Origin of the sequence: Pseudomonas sp. DCB_AW (assembly GCF_026240895.1) — a bacterium.
GTDB lineage: Bacteria > Pseudomonadota > Gammaproteobacteria > Pseudomonadales > Pseudomonadaceae > Aquipseudomonas > Aquipseudomonas kermanshahensis.
In genome coordinates this window covers 1-25,777 of record NZ_JAPFCE010000037.1, presented here as the reverse complement: position 1 = coordinate 25,777, position 25,777 = coordinate 1, and the positions used below count along the sequence as shown (strand labels likewise).

Annotated in this window: 22 protein-coding genes, 4 tRNA genes and 1 pseudogene; 6 read left to right on the top strand and 21 right to left on the bottom strand. The window is 61.8% G+C overall.

What is annotated here, in order from left to right; all coding sequences use genetic code 11:
* Positions 1-12: 12 nt before the first annotated feature.
* From OO306_RS18780 to acs, 20 genes are all read right to left on the bottom strand, one after another.
* Positions 13-89: transfer RNA gene (locus OO306_RS18780), tRNA-Arg, on the bottom strand.
* 72 nt (positions 90-161) lie between these two features.
* Positions 162-238: transfer RNA gene (locus OO306_RS18775), tRNA-Arg, on the bottom strand.
* A 72-nt stretch (positions 239-310) separates the two neighbouring features.
* Positions 311-387, bottom strand: a tRNA-Arg gene (locus OO306_RS18770).
* Between the two features lie 107 nt (positions 388-494).
* Positions 495-585 (bottom strand) — tRNA-Ser (locus tag OO306_RS18765).
* A 72-nt stretch (positions 586-657) separates the two neighbouring features.
* On the bottom strand, positions 658-846 hold the full coding sequence (gene csrA / locus OO306_RS18760; protein WP_003254503.1) for a carbon storage regulator CsrA: 189 nt from the start codon (positions 844-846) through the stop codon (positions 658-660).
* Between the two features lie 159 nt (positions 847-1,005).
* A complete protein-coding gene (locus OO306_RS18755; RefSeq protein ID WP_027593076.1) occupies positions 1,006-2,241 on the bottom strand; it encodes an aspartate kinase in 1,236 nt (411 codons plus the stop codon).
* 84 nt (positions 2,242-2,325) lie between these two features.
* Positions 2,326-4,950 (bottom strand): alanine--tRNA ligase, encoded by a 2,625-nt coding sequence (gene alaS, locus OO306_RS18750; protein WP_085272489.1) that lies wholly within the window; start codon positions 4,948-4,950, stop codon positions 2,326-2,328.
* A gap of 393 nt (positions 4,951-5,343) precedes the next feature.
* On the bottom strand, positions 5,344-6,351 hold the full coding sequence (gene astE, locus OO306_RS18745) for a succinylglutamate desuccinylase (protein ID WP_027593078.1): 1,008 nt from the start codon (positions 6,349-6,351) through the stop codon (positions 5,344-5,346).
* A 10-nt stretch (positions 6,352-6,361) separates the two neighbouring features.
* Positions 6,362-6,652, bottom strand: a complete 291-nt coding sequence (locus OO306_RS18740) for a hypothetical protein (protein ID WP_027593079.1) — start codon at positions 6,650-6,652, stop codon at positions 6,362-6,364.
* Positions 6,653-6,666: 14 nt separating this feature from the next.
* On the bottom strand, positions 6,667-8,016 hold the full coding sequence (gene astB, locus OO306_RS18735; protein ID WP_265969581.1) for an N-succinylarginine dihydrolase: 1,350 nt from the start codon (positions 8,014-8,016) through the stop codon (positions 6,667-6,669).
* A 23-nt stretch (positions 8,017-8,039) separates the two neighbouring features.
* A complete protein-coding gene (gene astD / locus OO306_RS18730; RefSeq protein ID WP_265969580.1) occupies positions 8,040-9,503 on the bottom strand; it encodes a succinylglutamate-semialdehyde dehydrogenase in 1,464 nt (487 codons plus the stop codon).
* Entirely contained in the window at positions 9,504-10,532 is a 1,029-nt protein-coding gene (gene astA, locus OO306_RS18725; protein ID WP_027593082.1) for an arginine N-succinyltransferase, read from the bottom strand.
* 86 nt (positions 10,533-10,618) lie between these two features.
* Positions 10,619-11,638, bottom strand: a complete 1,020-nt coding sequence (aruF, locus tag OO306_RS18720; RefSeq protein WP_027593083.1) for an arginine/ornithine succinyltransferase subunit alpha — start codon at positions 11,636-11,638, stop codon at positions 10,619-10,621.
* Positions 11,639-11,780: 142 nt separating this feature from the next.
* A complete protein-coding gene (locus tag OO306_RS18715) occupies positions 11,781-13,001 on the bottom strand; it encodes an aspartate aminotransferase family protein (RefSeq protein WP_265969579.1) in 1,221 nt (406 codons plus the stop codon).
* A 532-nt stretch (positions 13,002-13,533) separates the two neighbouring features.
* Positions 13,534-14,514 carry a transcriptional regulator ArgR gene (gene argR, locus OO306_RS18710; RefSeq protein ID WP_027593085.1) on the bottom strand — a complete coding sequence of 327 codons (981 nt, stop codon included), beginning with the start codon at positions 14,512-14,514 and terminating at the stop codon, positions 13,534-13,536.
* 103 nt (positions 14,515-14,617) lie between these two features.
* Complete coding sequence (gene aotP / locus OO306_RS18705; RefSeq protein ID WP_027593086.1) at positions 14,618-15,382, bottom strand: arginine/ornithine transport ATP-binding protein AotP; 765 nt, start codon at positions 15,380-15,382, stop codon at positions 14,618-14,620.
* A 22-nt stretch (positions 15,383-15,404) separates the two neighbouring features.
* The gene (locus OO306_RS18700; protein ID WP_027593087.1) at positions 15,405-16,103 is read right to left on the bottom strand and encodes an ABC transporter permease; all 699 of its coding nucleotides are present in this window, start codon (positions 16,101-16,103) and stop codon (positions 15,405-15,407) included.
* Complete coding sequence (locus OO306_RS18695) at positions 16,100-16,789, bottom strand: ABC transporter permease (RefSeq protein WP_027593088.1); 690 nt, start codon at positions 16,787-16,789, stop codon at positions 16,100-16,102. The genes OO306_RS18700 and OO306_RS18695 overlap by 4 nt, the downstream gene beginning before the upstream one ends.
* 88 nt (positions 16,790-16,877) lie before the next feature.
* Positions 16,878-17,663 carry an ABC transporter substrate-binding protein gene (locus tag OO306_RS18690; protein ID WP_027593089.1) on the bottom strand — a complete coding sequence of 262 codons (786 nt, stop codon included), beginning with the start codon at positions 17,661-17,663 and terminating at the stop codon, positions 16,878-16,880.
* Positions 17,664-18,287: 624 nt separating this feature from the next.
* Positions 18,288-20,249, bottom strand: coding sequence for an acetate--CoA ligase (gene acs, locus OO306_RS18685; RefSeq protein ID WP_027593090.1), 1,962 nt, complete (start codon positions 20,247-20,249; stop codon positions 18,288-18,290).
* 408 nt (positions 20,250-20,657) lie between these two features.
* On the opposite strand from acs, the gene OO306_RS18680 reads away from it, so the two are divergent.
* Complete coding sequence (locus OO306_RS18680; protein ID WP_027593091.1) at positions 20,658-20,912, top strand: DUF2790 domain-containing protein; 255 nt, start codon at positions 20,658-20,660, stop codon at positions 20,910-20,912.
* A gap of 72 nt (positions 20,913-20,984) precedes the next feature.
* On the opposite strand, the gene OO306_RS18675 is transcribed toward OO306_RS18680, so the two are convergent.
* Positions 20,985-22,544 carry a sigma-54-dependent phenylalanine hydroxylase transcriptional regulator PhhR gene (locus tag OO306_RS18675; protein ID WP_027593092.1) on the bottom strand — a complete coding sequence of 520 codons (1,560 nt, stop codon included), beginning with the start codon at positions 22,542-22,544 and terminating at the stop codon, positions 20,985-20,987.
* 256 nt (positions 22,545-22,800) lie between these two features.
* On the opposite strand from OO306_RS18675, the gene phhA reads away from it, so the two are divergent.
* From phhA to OO306_RS18650, 5 genes and pseudogenes are all read left to right on the top strand, one after another.
* A complete protein-coding gene (phhA, locus tag OO306_RS18670) occupies positions 22,801-23,589 on the top strand; it encodes a phenylalanine 4-monooxygenase (RefSeq protein WP_027593093.1) in 789 nt (262 codons plus the stop codon).
* 37 nt (positions 23,590-23,626) lie between these two features.
* On the top strand, positions 23,627-23,983 hold the full coding sequence (locus tag OO306_RS18665) for a 4a-hydroxytetrahydrobiopterin dehydratase (RefSeq protein ID WP_027593094.1): 357 nt from the start codon (positions 23,627-23,629) through the stop codon (positions 23,981-23,983).
* A gap of 189 nt (positions 23,984-24,172) precedes the next feature.
* Positions 24,173-24,301 carry a hypothetical protein gene (locus tag OO306_RS18660; RefSeq protein ID WP_256214942.1) on the top strand — a complete coding sequence of 43 codons (129 nt, stop codon included), beginning with the start codon at positions 24,173-24,175 and terminating at the stop codon, positions 24,299-24,301.
* Positions 24,302-24,396: 95 nt separating this feature from the next.
* The gene (locus tag OO306_RS18655) at positions 24,397-25,596 is read left to right on the top strand and encodes an MFS transporter (protein ID WP_099430130.1); all 1,200 of its coding nucleotides are present in this window, start codon (positions 24,397-24,399) and stop codon (positions 25,594-25,596) included.
* Positions 25,597-25,644: 48 nt separating this feature from the next.
* Positions 25,645-25,777, top strand: a pseudogene (locus OO306_RS18650) (FtsW/RodA/SpoVE family cell cycle protein); the annotation flags it as partial.

The window sequence follows — 25,777 nt, the reverse complement described above, 5'->3', positions numbered from 1 at the left end:
TTCTTGATTGTATGGCGGACTCAGCAGGATTCGAACCTGCGACCGCTCGGTTCGTAGCCGAGTACTCTATCCAGCTGAGCTATGAGTCCGTGGTCGGTATTTTTAGGCCAGGTTACCACTGGCTTGTTGAAGCGTCTTTGCAAGCAGAGCCACTTCAAAAGTGGCGGACTCAGCAGGATTCGAACCTGCGACCGCTCGGTTCGTAGCCGAGTACTCTATCCAGCTGAGCTATGAGTCCGTGGTTGGTAGTTTTAGACCAGATTACCACTGGTTGTTTGAAGTAGCCTTGTAAGCAAAGCCACTTCAAAAGTGGCGGACTCAGCAGGATTCGAACCTGCGACCGCTCGGTTCGTAGCCGAGTACTCTATCCAGCTGAGCTATGAGTCCGTGTCTTGCCGCGCATTATAGGTCGCTGAAACATTTTTGCAAGAACTTTTTTCGTTTAATTTCAACTACTTAGCGTTCTTACTGTTTACAGCGGCCTAAGCGAATAATGGCGGTGAAGGGGGGATTCGAACCCCCGATACCCTTATGAGGTATACTCCCTTAGCAGGGGAGCGCCTTCGGCCACTCGGCCACCTCACCGCAACACGAGGCGAATATTAAAGAACCTCTTTCACCTTTGCAACCCTTTTTTTGAAAAAAACTTCAAAAGAATTAAAGGCTTGGCTCCTCGTCCTTCTCTTTCTTGATCCGCAGGTAGATTTCCTCGCGGTGCACAGCCACTTCTTTCGGGGCGCTGACGCCAATACGCACCTGGTTGCCTTTGACGCCAAGCACCGTCACGGTGATCTCGCCGTCTCCAATGATCAGGCTCTCGGCGCACCGGCGAGTCAGAATCAACATAGCTTTCTCCTTACGCAAAACATTCAGGGATAACAGTCTTTGGTATCGGGGCCTGGTCGCGGACGACGACCCAGCCCTGGTTGCCCGCCCCGCAGCAGCGCGTGCGTGGCGAGCAGAAACGCGAAGGGCGCGGCAAGCCGCGCCCTTCCAGGCAGCGCCTTACTCGCCCTGTCGGGCAGGAGCGTCCAGTTCGAACGCGGTGTGCAGCGCGCGTACGGCCAGCTCCAGGTACTTCTCTTCGATCACGACCGACACCTTGATCTCGGAGGTGGAGATCATCTGGATGTTGATACTCTCCTTGGCCAGGGCTTCGAACATGCGGCTGGCAACACCTGCGTGGGAGCGCATGCCAACGCCAACGATCGAGACCTTGGCGATCTTGGTGTCGCCGATCACTTCACGGGCACCGATTTCGCGGGCGGTGTTTTCCAGCACGTTCTGCGCCTTCTCGTACTCGTTGCGGTGTACGGTGAAGGTGAAGTCGGTGGTGTTATCGTGCGCCACGTTCTGCACGATCATGTCGACCTCGATGTTCGAGGCGCTGATCGGGCCGAGGATCTTGAAGGCCACGCCCGGGGTGTCCGGCACGCCGCGAATGGTCAGCTTGGCTTCATCACGGTTGAAGGCGATACCGGAAATGATCGGCTGTTCCATGGATTCCTCTTCATCAATGGTAATGAGGGTACCCGGACCCTCCTTGAAGCTGTGCAGCACGCGCAGCGGGACGTTGTACTTGCCGGCGAACTCCACCGAACGGATCTGCAGCACCTTGGAACCGAGGCTGGCCATTTCCAGCATCTCTTCGAAGGTGATCTTCTCCAGGCGCTGTGCCTGCGGCACCACGCGCGGGTCAGTGGTGTAGACGCCATCGACATCGGTGTAGATCTGGCACTCGTCAGCCTTGAGCGCCGCCGCCAGGGCTACGCCGGTGGTGTCGGAGCCGCCACGGCCGAGGGTGGTGATGCTGCCGTGCTCGTCGACCCCCTGGAAACCTGCAACCACGACCACACGCCCTTCCTTGAGGTCGGCGCGAATCTTCTGGTCGTCGATCTGCAGGATGCGGGCTTTGTTGTGCGAGCTGTCGGTCAGAATGCGCACCTGGTTACCGGTGTAGGACACCGCTGGCACACCACGCTTGATCAAGGCCATGGTCAGCAGGGCAATGGTGACCTGCTCACCGGTCGACACGATCACATCCAGTTCACGCGGAACCGGCTGATCGGTGATCTGCTTGGCCAGATCGATCAGGCGATTGGTTTCACCGCTCATGGCCGACAGCACGACCACCAGGTCGTCGCCCGCCTCACGGTGTTTCTTGACCTTTTCGGCTACCTGCTCGATCCGCTCGATGGAACCGACAGAGGTGCCGCCAAATTTCTGTACGATCAACGCCATTTCAATGGTGCCTCAGCCCATACAGGGCCCCAAAAAACAATCCAACATGAAGGAGCCGGCGACTAGACCGCCGGCCCCCTCATCTCAAAGTCCCTGCTCTGCGAACGGCACGGCCAGCGCCAGGGCCTGGTCCAGCGCAGCGACGTCGACGCCGCCACCCTGGGCCATGTCCGGACGGCCACCGCCCTTGCCACCCACTGCCGCAGCGGCTTGTTTCATCAGATCGCCAGCCTTGAGTTGGCTGGAGAGGTCCTTGGTCACGCCGGCCACCAGCACGACCTTGCCCTCATGCTCACTGCCCAGCAGGATCACTGCGTGGCCGAGCTTGTTCTTCAGCTGATCGACCAGGGCCAGCAAGGCCTTGCCATCTTGCCCATCCAGGCGAGCGGCAAGCACCTTGGCGCCCTTGACCTCAACGGCCGCGTTGGAGAGATCATCCCCGGCGGCGCTGGCGGCCTTGGCCTGCAGCTGTTCCAGCTGCTTCTCCAGCTGACGGTTGCGCTCGAGCACCGCCGACAGCTTGTCGATCAGGTTGTCACGGTTACCCTTGACCAGTTGCGCGGCTTCCTTCACCTGCTCTTCAGCAGCGTTCAGGTAGGCCAGCGCAGCCGCGCCGGTAACCGCTTCGATACGACGTACCCCAGAGGCCACGCCGCCTTCGCTGATGATCTTGAACAGGCTGATATCGCCAGTGCGCTTGGCATGGATACCCCCGCACAGCTCCACCGAGAAGTCGCCACCCATGCTCAGCACGCGCACGGTATCGCCGTACTTCTCGCCGAACAAGGCCATGGCGCCTTTGCGCTTGGCGGTCTCGATGTCGGTCACCTCGGTCAGCACTTCGGTGTTGCGGCGCACTTCACGGTTGACGATGTCTTCCAGGGCCTTGATCTGCTCTGGCTTGACCGCCTCGAAGTGGCTGAAGTCGAAACGCAGGCGCTGGCTGTCGACCAGCGAGCCTTTCTGTTGTACGTGATCGCCCAGCACCTGGCGCAGCGCTTCGTGCAGCAGGTGAGTGGCCGAGTGGTTCAGCGACGTGGCGTGCTGCACGTCGGCGTCGACCTTGGCCTCGACCTCGGCACCCACGCTCAATGCACCGCTGGCAACCACACCGTGGTGCAGGAAGGCACCGCCGGTTTTGGTGGTGTCGCGCACGTCAAAGCGCACGGCGCCAGCCTGCAGGAAGCCGCTGTCACCCACCTGGCCGCCGGACTCGGCGTAGAACGGCGTGCGGTCGAGGATCACCACGCCCTGCTCGCCTTCGCCCAACTGCTCGACGGCCTGGCCGTCCTTGTACAGAGCAATGACCTTGGCCTGGCCTTCGGTGGTGGTGTAGCCCAGGAAGTCTGTGGCGGTGTCGACCTTGACCAGGCTGTTGTAGTCCATGCCGAAGGCGCTGGCAGAGCGCGCACGCTCACGCTGAGCGTCCATTTCACGCTCAAAACCGGCTTCGTCGATGGTCAGCTCGCGCTCGCGGGCGATGTCGGCGGTCAGGTCCATGGGGAAGCCGTAGGTGTCGTACAGTTTGAACACCACGTCACCCGGCACCACGTCACCCTGCAGTTGCGCCAGGTCCTGCTCGAGGATGCGCAGGCCTTGCTCCAGGGTCTTGGCGAATTGCTCTTCTTCAGCCTTGAGCACGCGCTCGATATGCGCCTGCTGGCTCTTCAGCTCTGGGAAGGCTTCGCCCATCTCGGCCACCAGTGCGGCAACGATCTGGTAGAAGAAGCTGCCCTTGGCGCCCAGCTTGTTGCCGTGGCGGCAAGCGCGGCGAATGATGCGGCGCAGCACGTAGCCACGGCCTTCGTTGGACGGCAGCACGCCGTCTGCGATCAGGAAGCCGCACGAACGGATATGGTCGGCGACCACTTTCAGCGACGCCTGGCTGTCATTGCTGCAACCGATGGCCTTGGCCGCGGCGCTGAGCAGGTTCTGGAACAGGTCGATCTCGTAGTTCGAGTGAACATGCTGCAGTACCGCACTGACACGCTCCAGGCCCATGCCGGTGTCTACCGAGGGGGCTGGCAGCGGGTGCAGGACGCCATCGGCGGTGCGGTTGAACTGCATGAAGACGTTGTTCCAGATCTCGATGTAGCGGTCGCCGTCTTCTTCCGGCGAGCCGGGTGGGCCGCCCCAGATGTCGGCGCCGTGGTCGTAGAAGATCTCGGTGCAAGGGCCGCACGGGCCGGTATCGCCCATGGTCCAGAAGTTGTCGGACGCGTACGGGGCGCCTTTGTTGTCACCGATGCGCACCATGCGCTCGGCCGGCACGCCGATTTCCTTGGTCCAGATGTCGTACGCTTCGTCATCGGTGGCGTAGACGGTGACCCAGAGCTTTTCCTTCGGCAGGTTCAGCCACTTGTCCGAGGTCAGGAAGGTCCAGGCGTAGGTGATCGCGTCGCGCTTGAAATAGTCGCCGAAGCTGAAGTTGCCCAGCATCTCGAAGAACGTATGGTGACGCGCGGTGTAGCCGACGTTTTCCAGGTCGTTGTGCTTGCCGCCGGCGCGTACGCATTTCTGGCTGCTGACGGCGCGGGTGTAGGCGCGCTTTTCCTGGCCGAGGAAGCAGTCCTTGAACTGGTTCATGCCGGCGTTGGTAAACAGCAGGGTCGGGTCATTGCCCGGGATCAGGGAGCTGGAGGCAACTCGGGTGTGTCCCTGCTCTTCGAAGAAGCGAAGGAAGGCTTCACGGATTTCTGCGCTTTTCATAGGTTCTTCCACGGAAACGGCGGCCCTGATGGGCAAACGCGTCGACGAAACGACGGCAAAGGGCCGCATTATATCGGTCCTGCAAACTCGGTGCAGTGTGTTTATGCGATGGAAAACGTCGAATAGACGGTTTTCAGGCGGTTGCAAACGAAAATGACATGATCGGATGCTAATTGCAGCCTTTCGCCACTGGCAAGCCCATTACGGCCGAAGGGAAGGGAAAATGGAATAGACGGTGAATTAAAAGGTTTTCATGGTGAAACAGGATCCAATAATCCTGCATTTCCGGTAGGCGCAGCCTTGTGCTGCGAAGCGGCCAGTGTAATCAGCGAGCATTCATTGTGCTTGCACTGGCCGCTTCGCAGCACAAGGCTGCTCTTACAAGGGCGGTATTCAGCCTAGGCGCTGGCCCGAATCCGGTACTACCAGAATTCCCGCGCGCAGCCCGTTTTTTACCTTAGGGTTGGGGAAGATGATCCGCGCGCCCTCCTCCTCGACCACCCAGCGCATTTCGGCCAGGTCTTCGGCCAGCAGGTAACCCTTGCTCAGCTCGGAGAAGTTTTCGATATCCGCCGGCAAGTGCAGGCGGAAGCCCTCGCTGTGCTTGATGATCTCGCGGGCGACGCTGAACAGTTTCAAGCCCTCCAGCGAGTCTTCAGTCTCAGGCTCGGTGCCTTCGATGATCTGGATCAGGCGCTCTTCCAGCTTGTCGAGGTTGACCTGCTCGTTCTGCCCGAACGGCCGCGCCTTGCCAAGCTCCAGGGTGAACGCCTCGGCGTCGAGCTGCTCGTAGGTGAAGGCGCTGAAGGTAATGGACGACTTGCTCTGCAACAGCACGGCCTCCATACCCGCTGCGGCCAGGCGCGCCAGCTCCCGGCGGGAATGCTTGCGCCCTTCCTTGTAGGGGTACAGGGCAAACTGCTCGATCTTCGAGCCACGGATGGCGGTATGCAGGTCGTAATGCAGGCGGGGGCGGCCCGGCTTGCTGAAGAACACCCGGGCAAACTGTTCAAGTTCGGCGGCGCGCAGCGCCTCGAAACCACTGGACAGCTCGTGGCGACCATTGAACAGGCGGTTGATGTCCTGCTCGACGAAGCGCTCGCCCTTGCGGATGGCCGCCGGGTTGCCGAACAGGAACAACACCCGCGAACGCGGCTTGATCTTGCCATTGGCCACGCCATGCAACAGGCGCTCGAGCAACTCGATCGGCGCCGTTTCGTTACCATGGATACCGGCCGACAGCAGCAGGTCGAGCCCACTGTCCTCATGCTCGGGCGGGCGCACCTCAAGGGCGCCCTCCCCCAGCCAGCGCAAACGCACGCCCTTGGGTGTAACTTGGGTCTTCTCGGCCGGTTCGTGATCGGTCAAGGTCAGCTCAAGCAATTTGCCGAGGGCGAGCATAGGCACTTCCTTAGTGGTGGTGGCCGCAATCAGGGCCATGGACGTGATCGTCGCCATCAGCGGCTTCAGCCAGCTCCATTTCCAGCTGCAGGCTGACCAGGTTGGTGGCCATCGGGCGCAGCAGCAGGTTGGCATACTCGGTGTCGTTTTCATCGACATCCACGCCAATCAGCAACTGGCCGCGGCCGTCCTGCTGAATCCACACTTCCTTGCCTTGCCAGACCACAGCAAAACGGGTGCAGGAGGTTTCCAGCTGGGTGCCGTCTTCGTCTTCGAGGATCAGGCGCAGGGCATCGGTCATTACTTAGTCTCTCTTCAAGGTTGGCGTTGGAACGGATAGACCGAACCCAATTTCAGAATCTGGGTCAACTCATCCAGTGCCGTACGGCATTCGACCAGCAGTTGCGGATCGGCCAGCTCCGCTTCGCCAAGGCGATCGCGGTAATGCTTGTCGACCCATTGCAGCAGGGTGTCGTACAGCGGCGCGGTCATGATAACGCCTGGATTCACCGCCGCCAGTTCCGATTCCTTCAATGCCACGCGCAGACGCAGGCAAGCAGGGCCTCCGCCGTTCTGCATGCTCTGCTTGAGGTCGAACACTTTGACCTCTTTGACCGGGCCGCCCTGCTGGGTCAGTTGTTCCAGGTAGGCCCAGACGCGCTCGTTACTGCGGCACTCTTCCGGCACTACCAGCAGCATGGAGCCGTCGTCACGGCTGAGCAGCTGGCTGTTGAACAGGTACGAACGCACGGCGTCGTCTACTGCCACCGCCGCACGCGGCACACGGATGGCCTGGAAGTTGCCGCCCTTGTTGGCCAGTTTAGCTTGCAGCTGGCCAAGCACCGCATCGGTCTCCAGGAAGGCGTCCTCGTGGTAGAACAGCACCTCGCCGTTACCCACCGAAATCACGTCGTTGTGGAACACGCCCTGGTCGATCACTGCCGGGTTCTGTTGAGCGTAGACCACGCCGTCATCGCGCAGGCCGTGCAGCCGCACCACGGCCTGGGACGCCTCCAGGGTTTGCCGCGCCGGGTACTTCTGCGGCGCAGGGTAGCGGCTGTCGAAGGCGCTTCGGCCGTAGACGAAGAATTCGACGCCCGCCTCGCCATAGCTGCGGCAGAAGCGAGTGTGGTTGGCCGCGCCCTCGTCACCGAACTGCGCCACCGCCGGCAATGCCTCGTGGTGGGCGAAGTGCTTGGCATCGGCGAACATCGCCTCCAGCACGCGGCTGGTGGTCGGGTGCTCGATGCTGCGGTGGTATTTGCAGTTGAGGTTGGCAGCAGTGAAGTGCACGCGGCCATCGGCGGTGTCGGCACTGGGGCTGACCGTGGCAGCGTTGGCCACCCACATGCTTGAGGCCGAGCAGCTGGCCACCAGCAACGGCATGGCCTCCTTGGCGGCGCGCTGGATCACTTCGGCATCGCTGCCAGTGAAGCCCAGGCGGCGCAGCGCAGCTACGTCCGGGCGCTCCTGCGGGGCCAGCACGCCCTGCTTGAAGCCCATGTCGGCCAAGGCCTTCATCTTTGCCAGGCCCTGGCGCGCCGCTTCACGCGGGTTGGACGCCTGCTGGCTGTTGCTTTGCGAAGCCACATTGCCGTAAGACAAGCCGCCATAGTTGTGGGTAGGCCCCACCAGGCCATCAAAATTCACTTCATAGGATTTCATCGGCTAGGCTCCGAGACCGTTTGTTATAGGGTGACGCCCGGCGTCAAGGTTGCCGGCAAGGCAAGGCTGGCGGTCTCCAGCGAAGCCACGGGGTAAGCGCAGTAGTCGGCCGCGTAATAGGCGCTGGCGCGGTGGTTGCCGCTGTTGCCGACACCCCCGAACGGCGCGCTGCTGGCGGCGCCGGTCAACTGTTTGTTCCAGTTGACGATGCCCGCCCGGCTGCGCAGCCAGAAGTACTGGTAACGGGCGCGGGAGTCGGACAGCAGCCCGGCGGCCAGGCCGTACTGGGTGTTGTTGGCCTCATCGATGGCGGCCTCGAAATCGGCGTAGCGAATCACCTGCAGCAACGGGCCGAAGAACTCTTCGTCCGGGCGGTCGGCAACGGCGCTGACATCGAGAATGCCCGGTGTCAGCAACGCGGCATCAGCCTCGGGCTGGGTCATTTCCAGCAACTTCACAGCGCCCTTGCCCACCAGCTCTGCCTGGGCTGCGATCAGCGCCTGTGCTGCCTGCAGCGAAATCACCGAACCCATGAACGGCGCTGGCTGCTGGTCGAAAGCGCCAACGGTGATGCTTTTGCACACCTCGACCAGCCGCGTGATCAACGAATCGCCCCACGCCCCTTGCGGCACCAGCAGGCGTCGTGCACAGGTGCAGCGCTGGCCAGCAGAAATGAAGGCCGACTGGATGATGGTGTACACCGCAGCGTCCAGGTCCTTGACCTCGTCCACCAGCAACGGGTTGTTGCCGCCCATCTCCAGCGCGAGGATCTTGTCCGGGCGCCCGGCGAACTGCTGGTGCAACAGGTTGCCAGTGCGGCTGGAGCCGGTGAAGAACAACCCGTCGATACCCGGGTTGGCCGCCAGCGCCACGCCCGTTTCACGCGCGCCCTGGACCAGGTTGAGCACTCCGGCAGGCAAGCCGGCGGCGATCCAGCAGTTGACCGTCAGTTCGGCCACCTTGGGCGTCAGCTCGCTGGGCTTGAAGACCACGCAGTTGCCCGCCAGCAGTGCCGGCACAATGTGCCCATTGGGCAAGTGGCCGGGGAAGTTGTAGGGCCCGAACACTGCCACCACACCGTGGGGCTTGTGCCGCAGCACGGCCGTGGCATCGGCCAGTGGGCCGCTTTTTTCACCGGTGCGCTCGCGGTAGCTCTGTACCGAAATCGCCACCTTGTTGATCATGCTGGTGACTTCGGTCGCCGATTCCCACAGCGGCTTGCCGGTTTCTTCGCCGATGCAATGCGCCAGCGCTTCAGCATGCTGCTTCAGCTGTTCGGCAAACTTTTCCAGCACATCGATACGTGCCTCCAGGCTCAACTGCGCCCAGGCCGGAAAGTTCTGGCGCGCAGCCTTCACGGCAGCGTCAACCTGGCTGGCGTCGGCGCCCTGCCCGTCCCAGACAACGGCCTGGGTCACGGGATTGAGCGATTGCAGGGGTGCTCCCTGGCCGGCCTGCCAGTGGCCGGCGATGTAATGCGTAGTCATTTACTGGGCCTCCCGGCTTGCCGACAGCGGCACGGCACGCACGTTGTCGCCAGCCCCCATGCGCAGGCGCTTGGCGGTCAGCGGGTCGACCACCAGGGTGCCAGCCGCCAGGCGTGCAGGCGCGGCCGTGATGCGGCAGTCGTCGCGTTTGCGGTTGTGGATGATGTAAGGGGTGGCGTCATCGCCCGGGGTACCGACCGCCAGCACCAGGGTCTGGCTTTCGCGCACGGCACGAATCTTCGCGGTCTCGCACTCGATGGCGGGGCCTGCGTCGAAGATGTCGACATAGCCCTGGTAGTTGAAACCTTCCTGCTTGAGCATGGCCAGCGCAGGCTCGGTGTCGGTGTGGACACGCCCGATCACGTTGCGCGCGGCTTCGGAGAGGAAGCAGGTGTACAGCGGGAACTTGGGCATCAGCTCGGCGATGAACGACTTGTTGCCCACCCCGGTCAGGTAGTCGGCCTGGCTGAACTCCATCTTGAAGAAGTGGCGGCCCAGGCTTTCCCAGAACGGCGAGCGGCCCTGCTCGTCGGACATGCCGCGCATCTCGGCAATGATCTTCTTGCCGAACAGCTCCGGGAACTCGGCGATGAACAACATCCGCGCCCGCGATAGCAAGCGGCCATTGAGGCCGGAACGGTAGTCACTGCGCAAAAACAACGAGCACAGCTCGGAGTTGCCGGTCAGGTCGTTGGCCAGGAACAGGGTGGGGATCTCGCGGTAGATGTTCAGCTCCTGCGAGGCGCTGACGGTGAGCCCGACCCGGTAGTTGTACCAAGGCTCACGCAGGCCGACGGCCCCGGCGATGGCGCTGATGCCCACCACCAGGCCCTCGTCGTTTTCCAGCACGAACAGGTAGTCGGTATCGCCCCGCTCGGCTTCGCCACGGAAGCTCTTCTCGGCCCAGCCCACGCGATGCCCAAGGCGCTCTTCGTTGGCTGGCAGCGTGGTCAGCCCGGTGGTACCGGTGCTGCGAGCCAATTCGATCAGCGCGGGTAAATCGCTGCTGCGTACGGGACGAACGATCATGCTATCTCCTTGAGCGGCGACCTCTGCCACCGCGAAACGCTTCGTTTCGAGCTTGCTGTTTCGAGCTGCCTGCGCAGGCTCACGCCTTAGACGGCAACCAGCCGCACGCTTGCACCCTCACCGACACCCAGGGCCTCGGCTGCGTCGCGCCCCAAGCTGACCGGCTTGCCGGGCACCCAGTCGAGTTCCAGCAACACCGCGCGGTAGTCCTGCAACTGGCCGTTGCACACCAGGTACGGGCGCCCCCCCTTGGCCGGGGCCTCCTCCAGCTTGACCGGTACTACACGGCTCTGGGCAATCGAGCGGATGCCCGAAGCCCGTGCGTGCAAGGTCGGCCCGCCGTCGAAGATGTCGATGTAGTGCTCGGTCTCAAAGCCTTCACGCATCAGGATGTCGAAGGTGATCTGCGCCCGCGGATGCACTTGGCCCATGGCCTCCTGGGCTTCGTCGGGCAGCAGCGGCACGTAGATCGGGTAGTGCGGCATCAGTTCGGCCAGGAAGGTACGGCTCTTCAGCCCGCACAGGCGCTCGGCATGGGCGTAGTTGAGGTCGAAGAAGTTGCGGCCTATGGCATCCCAGAAGGGCGACTCGCCCTGATCGTCGCTGTAACCCACGATCTCGGTCACCACCGAATCGGCAAAACGCTCCGGGTGCGAGGCCATGAACAGCAGGCGGCCACGCGAGTTGAGCTCGGCCCAGCCGCTGCCGACCAATTCGGGCAGCACGTAGAAGCTGGTCAGCAAGCTGTTGCCAGTCAGGTCGTGGCACAGCGAGAGAACGTGGATCTTGTTGTGGATCTTCAGCTCGCGCGAGGCGTGCACGAAGGTCTCGTTACGGAAACTGTAGAACGGCTCGGAGTAACCGGCCGAGGCGACGATGGCCGAGCAGCCGGCAAGCTTGCCGGTGTCGCTGTCTTCGAGCACGAAGAAGTAGCTTTCTTCGCCATTGAAGCTGACCTCGGCGGCGAAGGAGGTTTCCGACGCGGCGATCTTGTCGCCCAGACGGGCAGTATCGTCCGGCAGCGAGGTGACACCAATGGGGCTGTCGGCAGCCATGCGCTGCACTTCGTTCAGGTCAGCCATTTGCGCGGGGCGCATCACCAGCATGGTGTCACTCCTTTGGTAAAGCGGGCCGTTCGTGACGGCACGAAAAAACGGCGGGCGCGTGATTGAAACGGCAAGCACGCGCCCGCACTGGAATTCAGCTATCGCCGGCCCGCTAAGGGCCGGCGAAGGGACCGCAGGCGAATCAGCCTTGGGTCAGTTTGGCCACGGCGCGCTCGAAGCGGTCCAGGCCTTCTTCGATGTCGGCGTCTTCAACCACCAGGCTAGGCGCGAAACGCACCACGTCCGGGCCGGCCTGCAGCACCATCACACCTTCTTTCTCGGCGGCGTTGAGCACGTCCTTGGCCTTGCCCTGCCAGGCGTCGGTCAGCACGCAACCGATCAGCAGGCCGACGCCACGCACCTGGGAGAACAGGCCGTACTGCTGGCCGATCTTCTCCAGGCGGGTTTTAAAACGCGTGTGCTTGGCCTTGATGCCGGCCAGGGTTTCAGGGGTGTTGATCACGTCCAGCACGGCGCAGGCAACGGCGCAGCCCAGCGGGTTACCGCCATAGGTGGTGCCGTGGGTGCCGACGGCCAGGTGTTTGGCCAGCTCGGTGGTGGTCAGCATGGCGCCGATCGGGAAGCCGCCGCCCAGGCTCTTGGCGCTGGTCAGGATATCCGGGGTTACACCGTAGTGCTGGTAGGCATACAGCGAACCGGTACGGCCAACGCCGGTCTGCACTTCGTCGAAGATCAGCAGGGCATTGTGCTCATCGCACAGCTTGCGTGCGCCTTCCAGGTACGCCTTGTCGGCCGGCACCACACCACTTTCGCCCTGGATCGGTTCGATTACCACGGCGCAGGTCTTGCCGGAAATCTGTGCTTTCAGTGCTTCCAGGTCGTTGTAAGGCACATGGCTGATGCCGGTGATCTTCGGCCCGAAGCCATCGGAGTACTTCGGCTGGCCACCGACGCTGACGGTGAACAGGGTACGCCCGTGGAAGCTGTTCACGGTGGCGATGATTTCGTGCTTTTCAGGGCCGAAGCGGTCATGGGCCACGCGACGGGCCAGCTTGAAGGCGGCCTCGTTGGCCTCGGCACCGGAGTTACAGAAGAAGGCACGGTCGGCAAACGTCGCGTCTACCAGCTTGTGCGCCAGGCGCAGGGCCGGCTCGTTGGTGAAGACGTTGGACACGTGCCAGAGGGTGTTGGCCTGCTCGGTCAGCGCCTTGACCAGTGCCGGATGGCAGTGACCCAGGGCATTGACGGCGATACCGCCAGCAAAGTCGATCAGCTCGCGACCCGACTGGTCCCAAACCCGGGAACCCTCGCCTCGGACAGGAATGAAGGCCGCCGGCGAATAGTTGGGAACCATGACCTGGTCGAAATCGGCACGTTGCACCGGGGCTTGCTCAACGGACATCTGAGTCTCCTGAAGAGGAACGCTGGCCTGGAAGTGGCGAGCGATGGGGGGATTGTAAGGACTGATCAGCGCCTGTCCTTGCGGCCAAGCGACAACTTGTTACAGCGCAAAACCCTGTTTTACCCAGGCTTTCGGCAATGCGACAAACACTGTCGCAATCGCGCAGTGTAACGGGAGTGGGTGGCTGGGTGAACGGGTGTTCACACGGAATTGGGCGGGGGGGGGGCGCGGGTGTAGGGCGATGATGTGGCGGTGGCGCGGAAATCGAGCGCCGCCCGCGCGGCGCTTCGCAGCACAAGGCTGCTCCCACATCTGTTTCGGGCCAGTTACGCCTGTACCTACGCGCGCGACCGCCTTGTTTGTTCCGCACGATATCGAGGTGGACGCCAAAGGGCCGCGCGCCTCTGCCTCAGGACTCATTGGCCCGAAACAGATGTGGGAGCAGCCTTGTGCTGCGAAGCGCCGCGCGGGCGGCGCTCGATTTCGGCGCCACCCTCACCCCCAAGGCATTCGCCCGAACCCAACCAGAATCTCAGCCCTTTTCAGCCGGCGCCGAACTCAACTCGAACGGGCTGCTGTTACGCCGCTGGTTGCGATCTTCTCGCGGCGTCGCGCCAAAGAAATTACGGTAGGCACTGGAAAAATGCGGCCCGGAAGAGAACCCGCACGACAAGCCGATCTGGATGATCGACTTGCTGGTCTGCATCAGCATCTGCCGCGCCTTGTTCAGCCGCAACTCGAGGTAATACTGGCTGGGCACGCGGTTCAGGTACTGCTTGAAGATCCGCTCCAGCTGCCGACGCGACACGCACACATGCTGGGCGATCTCGTCGGTGGTCAGCGGCTCTTCGATGTTGGCTTCCATCAGCAGCACAGCCTGGGTCAGTTTGGGGTGGCTGGAGCCCAAGCGGTTTTGCAACGGAATGCGCTGACGCTCGCCGCCCTCGCGAATGCGCTCGACCACCAGCTCCTCGGACACCGCCCCCGCCAGCTCCGCGCCGTGATCACGCGCCAGCACGGCCAGCAACAGGTCGGTCACCGCCATACCACCACAGGCAGTCAGGCGGTCGCGGTCCCAGTCGAACAGGTGGCTGGTGGCGATGACTTTGGGGAAGCGCTCGGCAAAATCATCCTGCCAGCGCCAGTGCACTGCCGCACGGTAACCGTCGAGCAGGCCAAGCTGCGCCAGCGGATACACACCGGCAGACAAGCCACCGATCATGCAACCACTGCGCGCCAGTTGCTTGAGTGCGGTCGACAACACCGAACCCACGGCCTGCGGCGGCTCGTCGGCCAGCAACAAGAGCTTCTGGCACCCTTCGAGGCGGCCATTCCACGGCTCGCCCGGCAAGCGCCAGGCGCCCTCCACCGCCGGCTCGGCCTGCAGAAACGCCAAGTCGTAGACCACATCCGGATGCACCCGCTGGGCCACCTGCAACACTTCCTCGGCCAGCGCCAGGGTCAAGGGCTTGGTGCTGGGCCAGATGAGAAAACCGATTCGCTGGGTGGTCATAGGGTGCGGTCCGAAACCTTGGGGGCGTTCACGTCAGTGGCACAGGGTCAGGCTGCGCTCGCTGCGCAGCATGCCCTATTCTGGTGCAAAGATGCAGCCTACTTTACTTGAGGCTGCCGGAGAGGAACTGCTTGAGCCGCTCCGATTGCGGGTTGGCCAGCACCTCGCGCGGGCAGCCGGTCTCTTCGACCAGGCCCTTGTGCAGGAACACCAACTGGTTCGACACCTCGCGGGCAAAGCCCATCTCGTGGGTCACCACCACCATGGTCCGGCCTTCCTGGGCCAGCGCCTGCATCACCTTGAGCACATCGCCCACCAGCTCGGGGTCGAGGGCCGAGGTCGGCTCGTCGAACAGCATCACCTCAGGCTCGACGGCCAAGGCACGGGCAATCGCCACGCGCTGCTGCTCACCACCGGACATGTGCCCCGGGAAGGCATCCTTGCGGTGGGCCACACCCACCTTGGCCAGGTAGTACTCGGCCTTTTCCAGGGCCTCTTTCTTGCTCACCCCGAGCACGTGCACGGGGGCTTCGATGACGTTCTCCAACGCGGTCATGTGCGACCACAGGTTGAAATGCTGGAACACCATCGACAGGCGCGAGCGCATGCGCTGCAACTGGCGCGCGTCGGCCGCCTTGAGCGCGCCATCCTTGCCAGCGACCAGTTTCAGCTCTTCGTTATTGAGCAGAATCTTGCCGGCGTGGGGCTGCTCCAGCAGGTTGATGCAGCGCAGGAAGGTTGACTTGCCCGAGCCGCTGGAGCCGATGATGCTGATCACATCGCCTGCCTTGGCCGCCAGGGACACGCCCTTGAGCACTTCATGGCTGCCATAGCGCTTGTGCAGGTCTTGGACTTCGAGTTTGTACATGCTGTCGATTCTCACAAAGCGGTCAGTGCTTGCGCGGCGCCAGGTAGCCGAGCCAGCGGCGTTCGGCCATCTTGAACAGGCGCACCAGGATGAAGGTCAGGCACAGGTAGAACACGCCCGCCGTGATGTAGGCCTCGAAAGGCAGGTAGTACTGGGCATTGACCGTGCGCGCCGCACCCGTGATGTCGATCAGGGTGACGATCGACGCCAGGCTGGTGGTCTGCAGCATCATGATCACTTCGTTGCTGTACTGCGGCAATGCCCGGCGCAAGGCCGAGGGCAGCAGGATGCGGCGGTACATCTTGAAGCGCGACATGCCCATGGCCTTGGCCGCTTCGATCTCGCCATGGGGCGTGGCCTTGAGGCTGCCGGCGATGATTTCTGCGGTGTAGGCGCTGGTGTTGACGGCAAAGGCCAGGCAAGCGCAGAAGGTCGCACTGGACAGCAGCGGCCAGAAGATGCTCTCGCGCACCGCTTCGAACTGGGCCAGGCCGTAGTAGATCAGGAACAACTGCACCAGCATCGGCGTACCGCGGATCACATAGGTGTACAACCAGGCGGTGAGGTTCACCAGCGGCTGCTTGGACACCCGCATCAGCCCCAGCGGAATCGCCGCGAGCAAACCGAACAACAGTGACAGCGCCAGCAGCTTCAGGGTGGTCAGCAACCCGCCCAAGTACAGCGGCATGGCCTCCCACACCACGTTGTAGTCGAAGATCATAGTTCAACCACCTTGACGCCTACCGAGTAGCGTTTTTCAAGATACTTCAGCGCCAGCAGCGAGACACTGGTCAGCACCAGGTACAGGGCCGCCACCGCCAGGAAGAAGGTGAAGGGTTCACGGGTAGCGTCCGCCGCCTGCTTGGCCTTGAACATCATGTCCTGCAGGCCGACCACCGAGATCAGCGCCGTGGCCTTGGTCAGCACCAGCCAGTTGTTGGTGAAGCCCGGGATGGCCAGGCGGATCATCTGCGGCACCTGGATGCGGAAGAACACCTGACGGTTGCTCATACCATAGGCCACGCCGGCTTCGGCCTGGCCCTTGGGGATGCCGAGGAAGGCGCCGCGGAAGGTTTCCGACAGGTAGGCGCCAAAAATGAAGCCCAAGGTCCCGATACCCGCCGCCAGCGGATTCAGGTCGATGTAGTCTTCGTAGCCGAGCAGCGGCGCTACCCGGTTGATGATGTCTTGCCCGCCGTAGAAGATCAGCAGGATCAGTACCAAGTCCGGAATACCACGGATGACCGTGGCATACATATCGCCCAGCCAAGCCAGCCAGCGCACTGGCGACAAGCGCAGCGCCACACCGATCAGGCCGAGCACGATGGCCAGGGCCATCGACGACAGGGCGAGCTGCAGCGTCAGCCACGCCCCGTCGAGGATGACTGCCCCGTAGCCTTTCAACATGATGAGGTCCTCGACCTAGAGAATGAAAAATGGTGCAAACCTCAGAGCCTCTGCTGTTTGCACCATTGCACAGGTTTAACCCGACGTCTTACTTCGAGTCTGGACCGTAGATATCGAAATTGAAGTACTTGGCTTCGATTTGTTTGTACTTGCCGTTGGCACGGATGGCGTCGATGGCCGCGTTGATGCGGTCGACGTTGGCCTTGTCGCCCTTGCGCACGGCAATGCCGATGCCGTCACCGAAGTACTTGGCGTCGGTGAATGCGGGGCCTACGAACGCGAAGCCTTTGCCAGCATCGGTCTTCAGGAAGCCATCTTCCAGCAGGGTGGCGTCAGCCACGGTGCCATCGAGGCGACCGGCCGCGACATCCAGGTAGATTTCGTTCTGGGTGCCGTAAGGGACCACGGTGGCACCTTTGGCGCCCAGTACTTCCTTGGCGAAGCGGTCATGGATCGAGCCACGCTGCACGCCGATCTTCTTGCCCTGCAGTTCGTTGAGGCTGTCGCTGACGGTGGTGCCTTCCTTCATGACCAGGCGCGCTGGGGTCAGGTAGTAGCGCTTGGTGAAGTCGACCGATTTCTTGCGGTCTTCGGTGATCGACATCGACGACAGGATAGCGTCGATCTTGCGCACCTTCAGTGCCGGGATCAGGCCGTCGAACTCTTGCTCGACCCAGGTGCACTTGGCTTTCATCTCTTCACACAGGGCATTGCCGATGTCGTAGTCGAAACCGGCGATGCTGCCGTCGGGCTGCTTGAAGGCGAAGGGTGGGTAAGCGGCTTCGATGCCGATTTTCAACGGTTTTTCATCGGCCTGCGACACCAGGGAAAACACGGACAGCGCCAGGGCGCCAAGCAGTGCGAGCTTCTTCATCAGGTAACTCCATCGGTACGGGGCAATACAAGGCAGGGTAACAACTGCCCGATATGCGAATGGGTACAACGCGAGCCGCGCAGGGTTCGACCAAGGCCGCAGACCACGAGCGAGTGAGTGGCATTTTAACGACAGCCCGGTAGTCGATATTTCTTCAAAGCGACAACTACTTACAGAAGCGCTTGAAACCACTGCGGGCGATGTTGACAGCCATTGCAAAACATGCAAAGGCGCAAGGAAAATAACCTATAGACCTAGCAATTACTGGGCCTATTATTCGCAAAGCCTTGTACGACGGCAAGTGTAGCGTGCTGTGTTGCAGAAAATGGCTCGGCAAACGCACCGAAACGGGTCAAGACTGTTTCCGCTCGCCCCGCGCCTGTGCGTAATCGGTGACAGAAGAGTTACCGATGAATGTCGGGTAACAGTAAAGCAAAAAACCCCGCCGGTTGCCCGTGCGGGGTTTTCTGACACAGACACACCCCTGTAGGAGCGGCCTTGTGTCGCGATGGGGCGCGAAGCGGCCCCACCATTTCAGCTTCGCCACTGGCAATGCCGGGGCCGCTTTGCGGCCCTTTCGCGACACAAGGCCGCTCCTACAAGGGCTCGCGCTCTGCCCCAATATCAGGCCGTAGCCAGGTTCATGGCCTTGTGCGTGTCGATCAGATGCTGCACCACACCCGGGTCAGCCAGGGTCGAGATATCACCCAGCGAGCCGTATTCCGCCGTGGCGATCTTGCGCAGGATACGCCGCATGATCTTGCCCGAACGTGTCTTCGGCAGCCCTGGCGCCCACTGGATCACATCCGGCGAGGCAATCGGGCCGATCTCCTTGCGCACCCAGTTCTTCAGCTCCAGGCGCAATTGCTCGCTAGGCTCCACGCCGGCATTGAGGGTGACATAGACATAGATGCCCTGGCCCTTGATGTCGTGCGGCACGCCCACTACTGCCGCTTCGGCAACCTTGGAATGGGCAACCATGGCGCTTTCGATCTCGGCAGTACCCATGCGGTGGCCAGATACGTTGAGCACGTCGTCCACGCGCCCGGTGATCCAGTAGTAGCCATCCTCGTCGCGGCGCGCGCCGTCGCCGGTGAAGTACATGCCCCGGAAGGTTTTGAAGTAGGTGTCGACGAAGCGGTCGTGGTCGCCATACAGCGAGCGCGACTGGCCCGGCCAGGAATCGAGAATCACCAGGTTGCCTTCGGCAGCGCCATCGATCAGGTTGCCCAGGTTATCCACCAGTGCCGGCACCACGCCGAAGAACGGACGGGTCGCGGAGCCCGGCTTGAGGCCAGTGGCGCCCGGCAGCGGGCTGATCAGGATGCCGCCGGTCTCGGTCTGCCACCAGGTGTCGACGATCGGGCAACGCTCCTTGCCGACGGTCTTGTAGTACCAGTTCCACGCTTCGGGGTTGATCGGCTCGCCGACCGAACCCAACAGGCGCAGGCTGGAACCATCAGCACCCTCTACCGCAGCCTGCCCTTCGGCCATCATGGCGCGGATTGCGGTCGGTGCGGTGTAGAGGATATTGACCTTGTGCTTGTCGACGATCTTCGACACACGGGTGATGTCCGGGTAGTTCGGCACGCCTTCGAAAAGCAAGGTGGTGGCGCCGTTGGCCAGCGGGCCGTAGACGATGTAGCTGTGGCCGGTGACCCAGCCAACGTCGGCGGTGCACCAGTAGACTTCACCTGGGCGGTAGTCGAACACGCGCTCGTGGGTCAGCGCGGCGTAAACCAGGTAACCCCCGGTGGTGTGCAGCACGCCCTTGGGCTTGCCGGTGGAGCCGGAGGTGTAAAGGATGAAGAGCGCTTCTTCAGCGCCCATCTCTTTCGGCGCGCAGTGGCTGGAGGCCACTTTCATCAGGTCTTCGTACCAGATGTCGCGGTGTTGGTGCCAGGCGATATCGCCACCGGTGCGCTTGCACACGATGATCTTCTGCACGCTGCTCGTCTCAGGGTTGGTCAGCGCCAGGTCGACGTTGCCTTTGAGCGGCGTACGGCGCCCGCCACGCACACCTTCGTCGGCGGTGATCACCACCTTGGACTTGCAGTCGATGATTCGGCCAGCCAACGCCTCAGGGGAGAAGCCGCCGAATACCACCGAGTGGATTGCACCGATGCGGGCACAGGCCAGCATGGCGACCACGGCCTCGGGGATCATCGGCATATAGATAGTCACCACATCGCCACGGTGCACGTCTTGGCCGCGCAGGGCGTTGGCGAACTTGCAGACCTGCTCGTGGAGCTCGCGGTAGGTGATGTTGCGGTGCTCGGAAGGGTCGTCGCCCTCCCAGATGATCGCCAGTTGGTCGCCACGCTCTTCGAGGTGACGGTCCAGGCAGTTGGAGGAAACGTTCAGAGTGCCGTCGGCAAACCACTTGATATCGACATGGTGGTCATCGAACGAGGTCTGCTTGACCTTGGTGAACGGCTTGATCCAGTCGAGACGCTGGGCCTGCTCGCGCCAGAAGCCGTCCGGGTTGATCACCGATTGCTGGTACATGGCCTTGTAGGTGGCCTCGTCGGTCAGGGTAGTGGCCGCAACCTCGGGACGAACGGGATACAGTGGAGCCGCACTCATCTGTGTTACCTCGGTGTAATAGTTGTTTTTGTATGGAACCGTTTGTAACTGTACCAGAGCGGCAAAAGCCATTCGACGTTGGTAGTAAAGCAGCGGATTTTGGTACTGACGTACGAGCAAAGCGCTCTAGCACGCGGCTCGCAGCCCAGGGCAGAAAGAATCGCGGTTTTTTTCGCGCGATTGTTACAGATTCTGTCAAAACACTTTATCAAAAGTCCCACTGTTTCAGCGGTTGCCACCTGCCTAGAATTCATCTCGCCAACAACGGCAAGGCGATTAACTTCTGGCAACAGCCCCCACGAAGGCAAGCGTTAATCACCCGCTAAATCCCGATCGTTAAAACTAGCAGTACTCGCGGCGCCACAAGCGCCGCGCACCCCCTCACGACCTTAGACAGGTAAATAGAAAATGAAAGCGTTACTGGTATTGGTACTTGGCAGTCTTTGCGGCGCGGCAATGGCCGGCGAAGCAAACGATGCCGAGCAGATTCCGGTTGAACAGTACAGTTACTCGCAGCACTTGGACATTGCCCGCGTCATCTCCATGAGCGAAGTGCCCAACGTCTGTGAAGTCGTGCCCGCCCGCATGACCTACGAGGACTCCCAGGGCCAGAAGCACATTCTTGAATACCGCGTGATGGGGAACGGTTGCTCTAACGGCTAACCCTTGAGATCGGGGCCCCGCTGGGGCCCTTCGCGGGTTTCCCCGCGAACAAATAAACCCAGTCGGCTGGCATTATTCAGTTGACTTGCCCAATGCATAATCCCGCAACTTATTGGCAATCGTGGTGTGCGAAACACCCAGTCTTTTGCCCAGTGCGCGACTACTTGTAAATTCCCCCATCAAACTTTCCAGCACGGCTTTTTCAAAACGGCCGACAATCTGTGAAAGGTCCCCTTCCAATGAAAACTCCCCCAACGGCTGCCGCACACCGTAGTCCGGCAACCGTATATGTTCGCTTTTAACTACACCGCCTTCACATAACGAAACCGCCTGGAACAATACGTTTTCCAGTTGCCGTACGTTGCCTGGCCAGTGGTACTGGCTTAGTTTATCCATCGCGGCCGGTAATAACCGTGGCAAGGCGCAGCCGATCTGCCGGCTGGCCTGGTCGAGAAAGTGCTGCACCAAGCCTTCCAGCCCGTCCATGCACTCACGCAATGGCGGAATGTGCAGCGACAGCACGTTGAGGCGGTGGTACAGGTCCTGGCGGAACTCACCGCGCGCGCACAGTTCGGACAAATCCACCTGGGTGGCGCAGATCACTCGCACATCCAGGTACACCTCTTCATCACTGCCTACGCGGCGAAAGCAACCGTCCTGCAGAAAGCGCAGCAGTTTCACCTGCAAACGCGGGCTCATCTCCCCTACCCCGTCAAGGAACAGCGTACCGCCGGCCGTCAGCTCCAGCAGGCCCAGCTTGCCCTCGGCCCGCGCACCCTCGAAAGCACCCGGCCCGTAGCCGAACAGCTCGGTCTCAGCCATGGATTCTGGCAACCCCGCACAATTGAGCGCCATGAGCGGCGACTGCCCGCGCGGGCTGGCCAGGTGGCAGGCACGTGCCAGCAACTCCTTGCCGGTACCGGTCTCCCCTTCGATCAGCAACGGGGCATCCAAGGGCGCCATGCGCCGTGCCTCGCGCACCACCGCCGCCATCACCCGCGAGCTCTGGAAGATACTGTCAAAGCCGCGCAGCTCCTGCTTGCGCACGTTGTAGATGCGCTCACCGATACGGTCGGCGCGGTGCAGGGTCAGCACCGCGCCGGCCAGCGCCTCGCTGTCGTCATGCTCGGATTGCAAGGGAGCGATGTCGGCGAGAAACACATCCCCTTTCACCTTGACCCGCAGGCCATTGATGCGCGACTTGTTGGCGCGCACCAACTCGGGCAGGTCGAAGTCTTCCACATAACGCGCCAGCGGCATGCCCGGCACCTCGTCGACGCGCACCCCGAGCAACTGCGCCGCAGTGCGGTTGGCGGCGACGATGCTGCCGCCCATGTCGATCGACAGCACCGGAAAGTCCAACGCACCCAGCAACGCGTTCAGCTCCATGTGCCGGCGCTCGCTGGGCATCAAGCCGACGCGTTTGACGCCGAACACCCCGGCAATGGCTTCGAACTTGGGCCGCAGTGCCTGAAACTGCAAGTTGATCAGGTTCGGGCAGTGCAGGTAGATGGCGTTGCCATGGTCGCCGCCCACCTCACCACGCAGCACGTTGATGCCGTACTCCACCAACAGGTTGAGGATGTCGCGAAGGATGCCGATGCGGTTCTGGCAATGCACTTTGATACGCATGAACGCTCTCGAAGCGCCGAAGTTTTTCAACCCGACGCAGAAAATTCGTAAAGATAAGCTGACAAAAACCCGTAAATCATCAGCCCTTTGCCCCGGATTTTCCGACACCTACGCCTTTTTGTAAAATTATCGTTACGAACCAGGACCGATCCTGGACCGGGGCGGCCACCCTACCCCCGTGCAAATCGGGCAATGAGGGGATATTCCTTAGGTATGTCGTGGACATAACAAGAAAAGCCCTCACCAGGAGAGCCACATGAAACAGACGCAATACGTGGCACGCGAGCCCGATGCGCATGGTTTTATCGACTACCCGCAGCAAGAGCATGCGGTGTGGAACACGCTGATCACGCGTCAGCTGAAAGTCATTGAAGGCCGTGCCTGCCAGGAATACCTGGACGGCATCGATCAGTTGAAGCTGCCCCACGACCGTATCCCGCAATTGGGCGAGGTCAACAAGGTCTTGGGCGCCACCACCGGCTGGCAGGTTGCCAGGGTGCCAGCGCTGATCCCCTTCCAGACGTTCTTCGAACTGCTGGCCAGCAAGCGCTTCCCGGTCGCCACGTTCATCCGCACGCCGGAAGAACTCGACTACCTGCAGGAGCCCGACATCTTCCACGAGATCTTCGGCCACTGCCCGCTGCTGACCAACCCGTATTTCGCCGAATTCACCCACACCTACGGCAAGCTCGGCTTGGCTGCGACCAAGGAACAGCGCGTTTACCTGGCGCGCCTGTACTGGATGACCATCGAGTTCGGCCTGATGGAGACCCCGCAAGGTCGCAAGATCTATGGCGGCGGCATCCTCTCTTCGCCGAAAGAAACGGTCTACAGTCTGTCGAACGAACCGGAACATCAGGCGTTCGACCCGATCGAGGCGATGCGCACGCCGTACCGTATCGACATTCTGCAGCCGCTGTACTTCGTGCTGCCGAACCTCAAGCGCCTATTCGACCTGGCCCATGAAGACATTATGGGCATGGTGCAGCAGGCCATGCAGTTGGGCCTGCACACCCCCAAGTTTCCACCCAAGGTTGCTGCCTGAAGCCACCTGATAACAACTCGAACTGGAAAAAGACACCATGAATGCCTTGAACCAAGCCCACTGCGAAGCCTGCCGCGCCGACGCCCCGAAAGTCAGTGACGAAGAGTTGGCCGAGCTGATTCGCGAAATCCCGGACTGGAACATCGAAGTGCGTGACGGCCACATGGAGCTGGAGCGCGTGTTCAAGTTTAAGAACTTCAAGCACGCCCTGGACTTCACCAACGCCGTGGGTGAAATCGCTGAAGCCGAAGGCCACCACCCCGGCCTGCTGACCGAGTGGGGCAAGGTCACCGTGACCTGGTGGAGCCACTCGATCAAAGGCCTGCACCGCAACGACTTCATCATGTGCGCGCGCACCGACAAGGTCGCCGAGACGGCCGAAGGCCGTAAGTAACAAGCGAAAACGGGGCCGCAATGGCCCCGTTTTTTGTAAGGCAAATGTCCGCTATTCGCCCGTAAAACCGACAAACGAACGGGAAAAATTTCAAACTGTCATCCAGACTGCTGTATCCTGCCCCAGCTTTTTAAAGCCCCACACGCGCCTGGCGCAGCCTTTTCACTCACACTTGCGAGGAACGACGAGATGCATGAAATCCCGAATCTTCCCTTCCCAAGCCTGAACCCAGAAGAGCAAACCGTTACCGTCCATGCCGAGCCGACGCCTGCCGTCGATCAGGATGGTGACGATCAATCCAGCGCTGACCAGGAATAACTGCGCATCCCCCGACTGTGTGAAAACGGCTGACCTGCGGGCCACCCCCGTCATCACGTTTTCACACCGTCCAGAACTCTGCCACGAAGGCCCCCATGCCCCACTCACCGCGCCCTCTTGCGGTCACCCTGCAAGTCGTCTCCATCGTCCTCTTCACCTTTATCGGCTACCTGAACATCGGCATCCCCCTGGCCGTATTGCCCAGCTATGTGCATAACGACCTGGGCTTCAGCGCCGTGGTCGCTGGCCTGGTGATCAGCGTGCAATACCTCGCCACGTTGCTCAGCCGCCCGACGGCCAGCCGCATCATCGACAACCTCGGCAGCAAGAAGGCGGTGATGTATGGCCTGGCCGGTTGTGGGCTCAGCGGCGTATTCATGCTGGCTTGCGCCTTTCTCACCCACCTGCCCTGGCTGAGCCTGACCTGCTTGCTGATCGGCCGCCTGGTGCTGGGCAGCGCCGAAAGCCTGGTGGGCTCTGGCGCGATCGGCTGGGGCATCGGCCGGGTGGGCGCTGAGAATACCGCCAAGGTCATCTCCTGGAACGGCATTGCTAGCTATGGCGCTCTGGCCATTGGCGCGCCGCTGGGGGTGCTGATGGTCAAGACACTGGGGCTATGGAGCATGGGCGTGAGCATCATGCTGCTGTGCGCGGCCGGCCTTCTGCTGGCCTGGCCCAAGCGCGCGGCGCCCATCGTCAGCGGCGTGCGCCTGCCATTCCTGAGCGTATTGGGCAAGGTGTTCCCGCATGGCTCAGGCCTGGCCTTGGGCTCGATCGGCTTTGGCACCATCGCCACGTTCATCACCTTGTACTACGCCAGCCGCGACTGGCCGAATGCCGCACTGACCTTGAGCCTGTTCGGCGCCAGCTTCATCAGTGCCCGCTTGTTGTTCGGCAACCTGATCAATCGCATCGGTGGTTTTCGCGTGGCGATCGCCTGCCTTTCGGTGGAGACCGTGGGGTTGTTGATGCTGTGGCTGGCACCCAGTGCCGAGCTGGCATTGGCAGGTGCGGCACTGAGTGGCTTTGGTTTTTCGCTGGTGTTCCCGGCGCTGGGCGTGGAAGCGGTGAACCAGGTGTCGGCGGCCAACCGCGGCGCTGCGGTTGGGGCGTATTCGCTGTTCATCGATTTGTCGCTGGGGATTACCGGCCCGCTGGTGGGCGCAGTGGCGGCGGGGTTCGGGTTTGCTTCGATGTTCTTGTTTGCGGCGGGGGCTGCGGCGTGCGGGCTGGTGTTGAGCCTTTACCTGTACAGGCAGGCGCGCCGGGCTCGGGATACCCTGCAGCAGTCCTGATGATGCAGTGGCTGTACCGGCCTCTTCGCGGGCAAGCCCGCTCCCACGATCGGGTCGGGCGGGGTATTCGGTAAGGGCTGGCTGCTGGGCACCCAGTCGCACCTGGACTTTTTGCCCGAGAGCCACACCGACTTCATCATCGCCGTGCTCGGTGAGGAGTTCGGCTTGGTCGGCATCTGCC

Coding starts and splice junctions, on each gene's coding strand:
- OO306_RS18740 (WP_027593079.1), bottom strand. CDS start 6,652: ATGACCGATGCCCTGCGCCTGATCCTCGAAGACGAAGACGGCACCCAG.
- OO306_RS18695 (WP_027593088.1), bottom strand. CDS start 16,789: ATGTTGAAAGGCTACGGGGCAGTCATCCTCGACGGGGCGTGGCTGACG.
- OO306_RS18715 (WP_265969579.1), bottom strand. CDS start 13,001: ATGTCCGTTGAGCAAGCCCCGGTGCAACGTGCCGATTTCGACCAGGTC.
- astE (WP_027593078.1), bottom strand. CDS start 6,351: ATGCTCGCCCTCGGCAAATTGCTTGAGCTGACCTTGACCGATCACGAA.
- astB (WP_265969581.1), bottom strand. CDS start 8,016: ATGAAATCCTATGAAGTGAATTTTGATGGCCTGGTGGGGCCTACCCAC.
- phhA (WP_027593093.1), top strand. CDS start 22,801: ATGAAACAGACGCAATACGTGGCACGCGAGCCCGATGCGCATGGTTTT.
- OO306_RS18665 (WP_027593094.1), top strand. CDS start 23,627: ATGAATGCCTTGAACCAAGCCCACTGCGAAGCCTGCCGCGCCGACGCC.
- argR (WP_027593085.1), bottom strand. CDS start 14,514: ATGACCACCCAGCGAATCGGTTTTCTCATCTGGCCCAGCACCAAGCCC.
- OO306_RS18660 (WP_256214942.1), top strand. CDS start 24,173: ATGCATGAAATCCCGAATCTTCCCTTCCCAAGCCTGAACCCAGAAGAG.
- alaS (WP_085272489.1), bottom strand. CDS start 4,950: ATGAAAAGCGCAGAAATCCGTGAAGCCTTCCTTCGCTTCTTCGAAGAG.
- OO306_RS18700 (WP_027593087.1), bottom strand. CDS start 16,103: ATGATCTTCGACTACAACGTGGTGTGGGAGGCCATGCCGCTGTACTTG.
- acs (WP_027593090.1), bottom strand. CDS start 20,249: ATGAGTGCGGCTCCACTGTATCCCGTTCGTCCCGAGGTTGCGGCCACT.
- OO306_RS18755 (WP_027593076.1), bottom strand. CDS start 2,241: ATGGCGTTGATCGTACAGAAATTTGGCGGCACCTCTGTCGGTTCCATC.
- OO306_RS18680 (WP_027593091.1), top strand. CDS start 20,658: ATGAAAGCGTTACTGGTATTGGTACTTGGCAGTCTTTGCGGCGCGGCA.
- OO306_RS18655 (WP_099430130.1), top strand. CDS start 24,397: ATGCCCCACTCACCGCGCCCTCTTGCGGTCACCCTGCAAGTCGTCTCC.
- OO306_RS18690 (WP_027593089.1), bottom strand. CDS start 17,663: ATGAAGAAGCTCGCACTGCTTGGCGCCCTGGCGCTGTCCGTGTTTTCC.
- aruF (WP_027593083.1), bottom strand. CDS start 11,638: ATGCTGGTGATGCGCCCCGCGCAAATGGCTGACCTGAACGAAGTGCAG.
- astA (WP_027593082.1), bottom strand. CDS start 10,532: ATGATCGTTCGTCCCGTACGCAGCAGCGATTTACCCGCGCTGATCGAA.
- astD (WP_265969580.1), bottom strand. CDS start 9,503: ATGACTACGCATTACATCGCCGGCCACTGGCAGGCCGGCCAGGGAGCA.
- csrA (WP_003254503.1), bottom strand. CDS start 846: ATGTTGATTCTGACTCGCCGGTGCGCCGAGAGCCTGATCATTGGAGAC.
- aotP (WP_027593086.1), bottom strand. CDS start 15,382: ATGTACAAACTCGAAGTCCAAGACCTGCACAAGCGCTATGGCAGCCAT.
- OO306_RS18675 (WP_027593092.1), bottom strand. CDS start 22,544: ATGCGTATCAAAGTGCATTGCCAGAACCGCATCGGCATCCTTCGCGAC.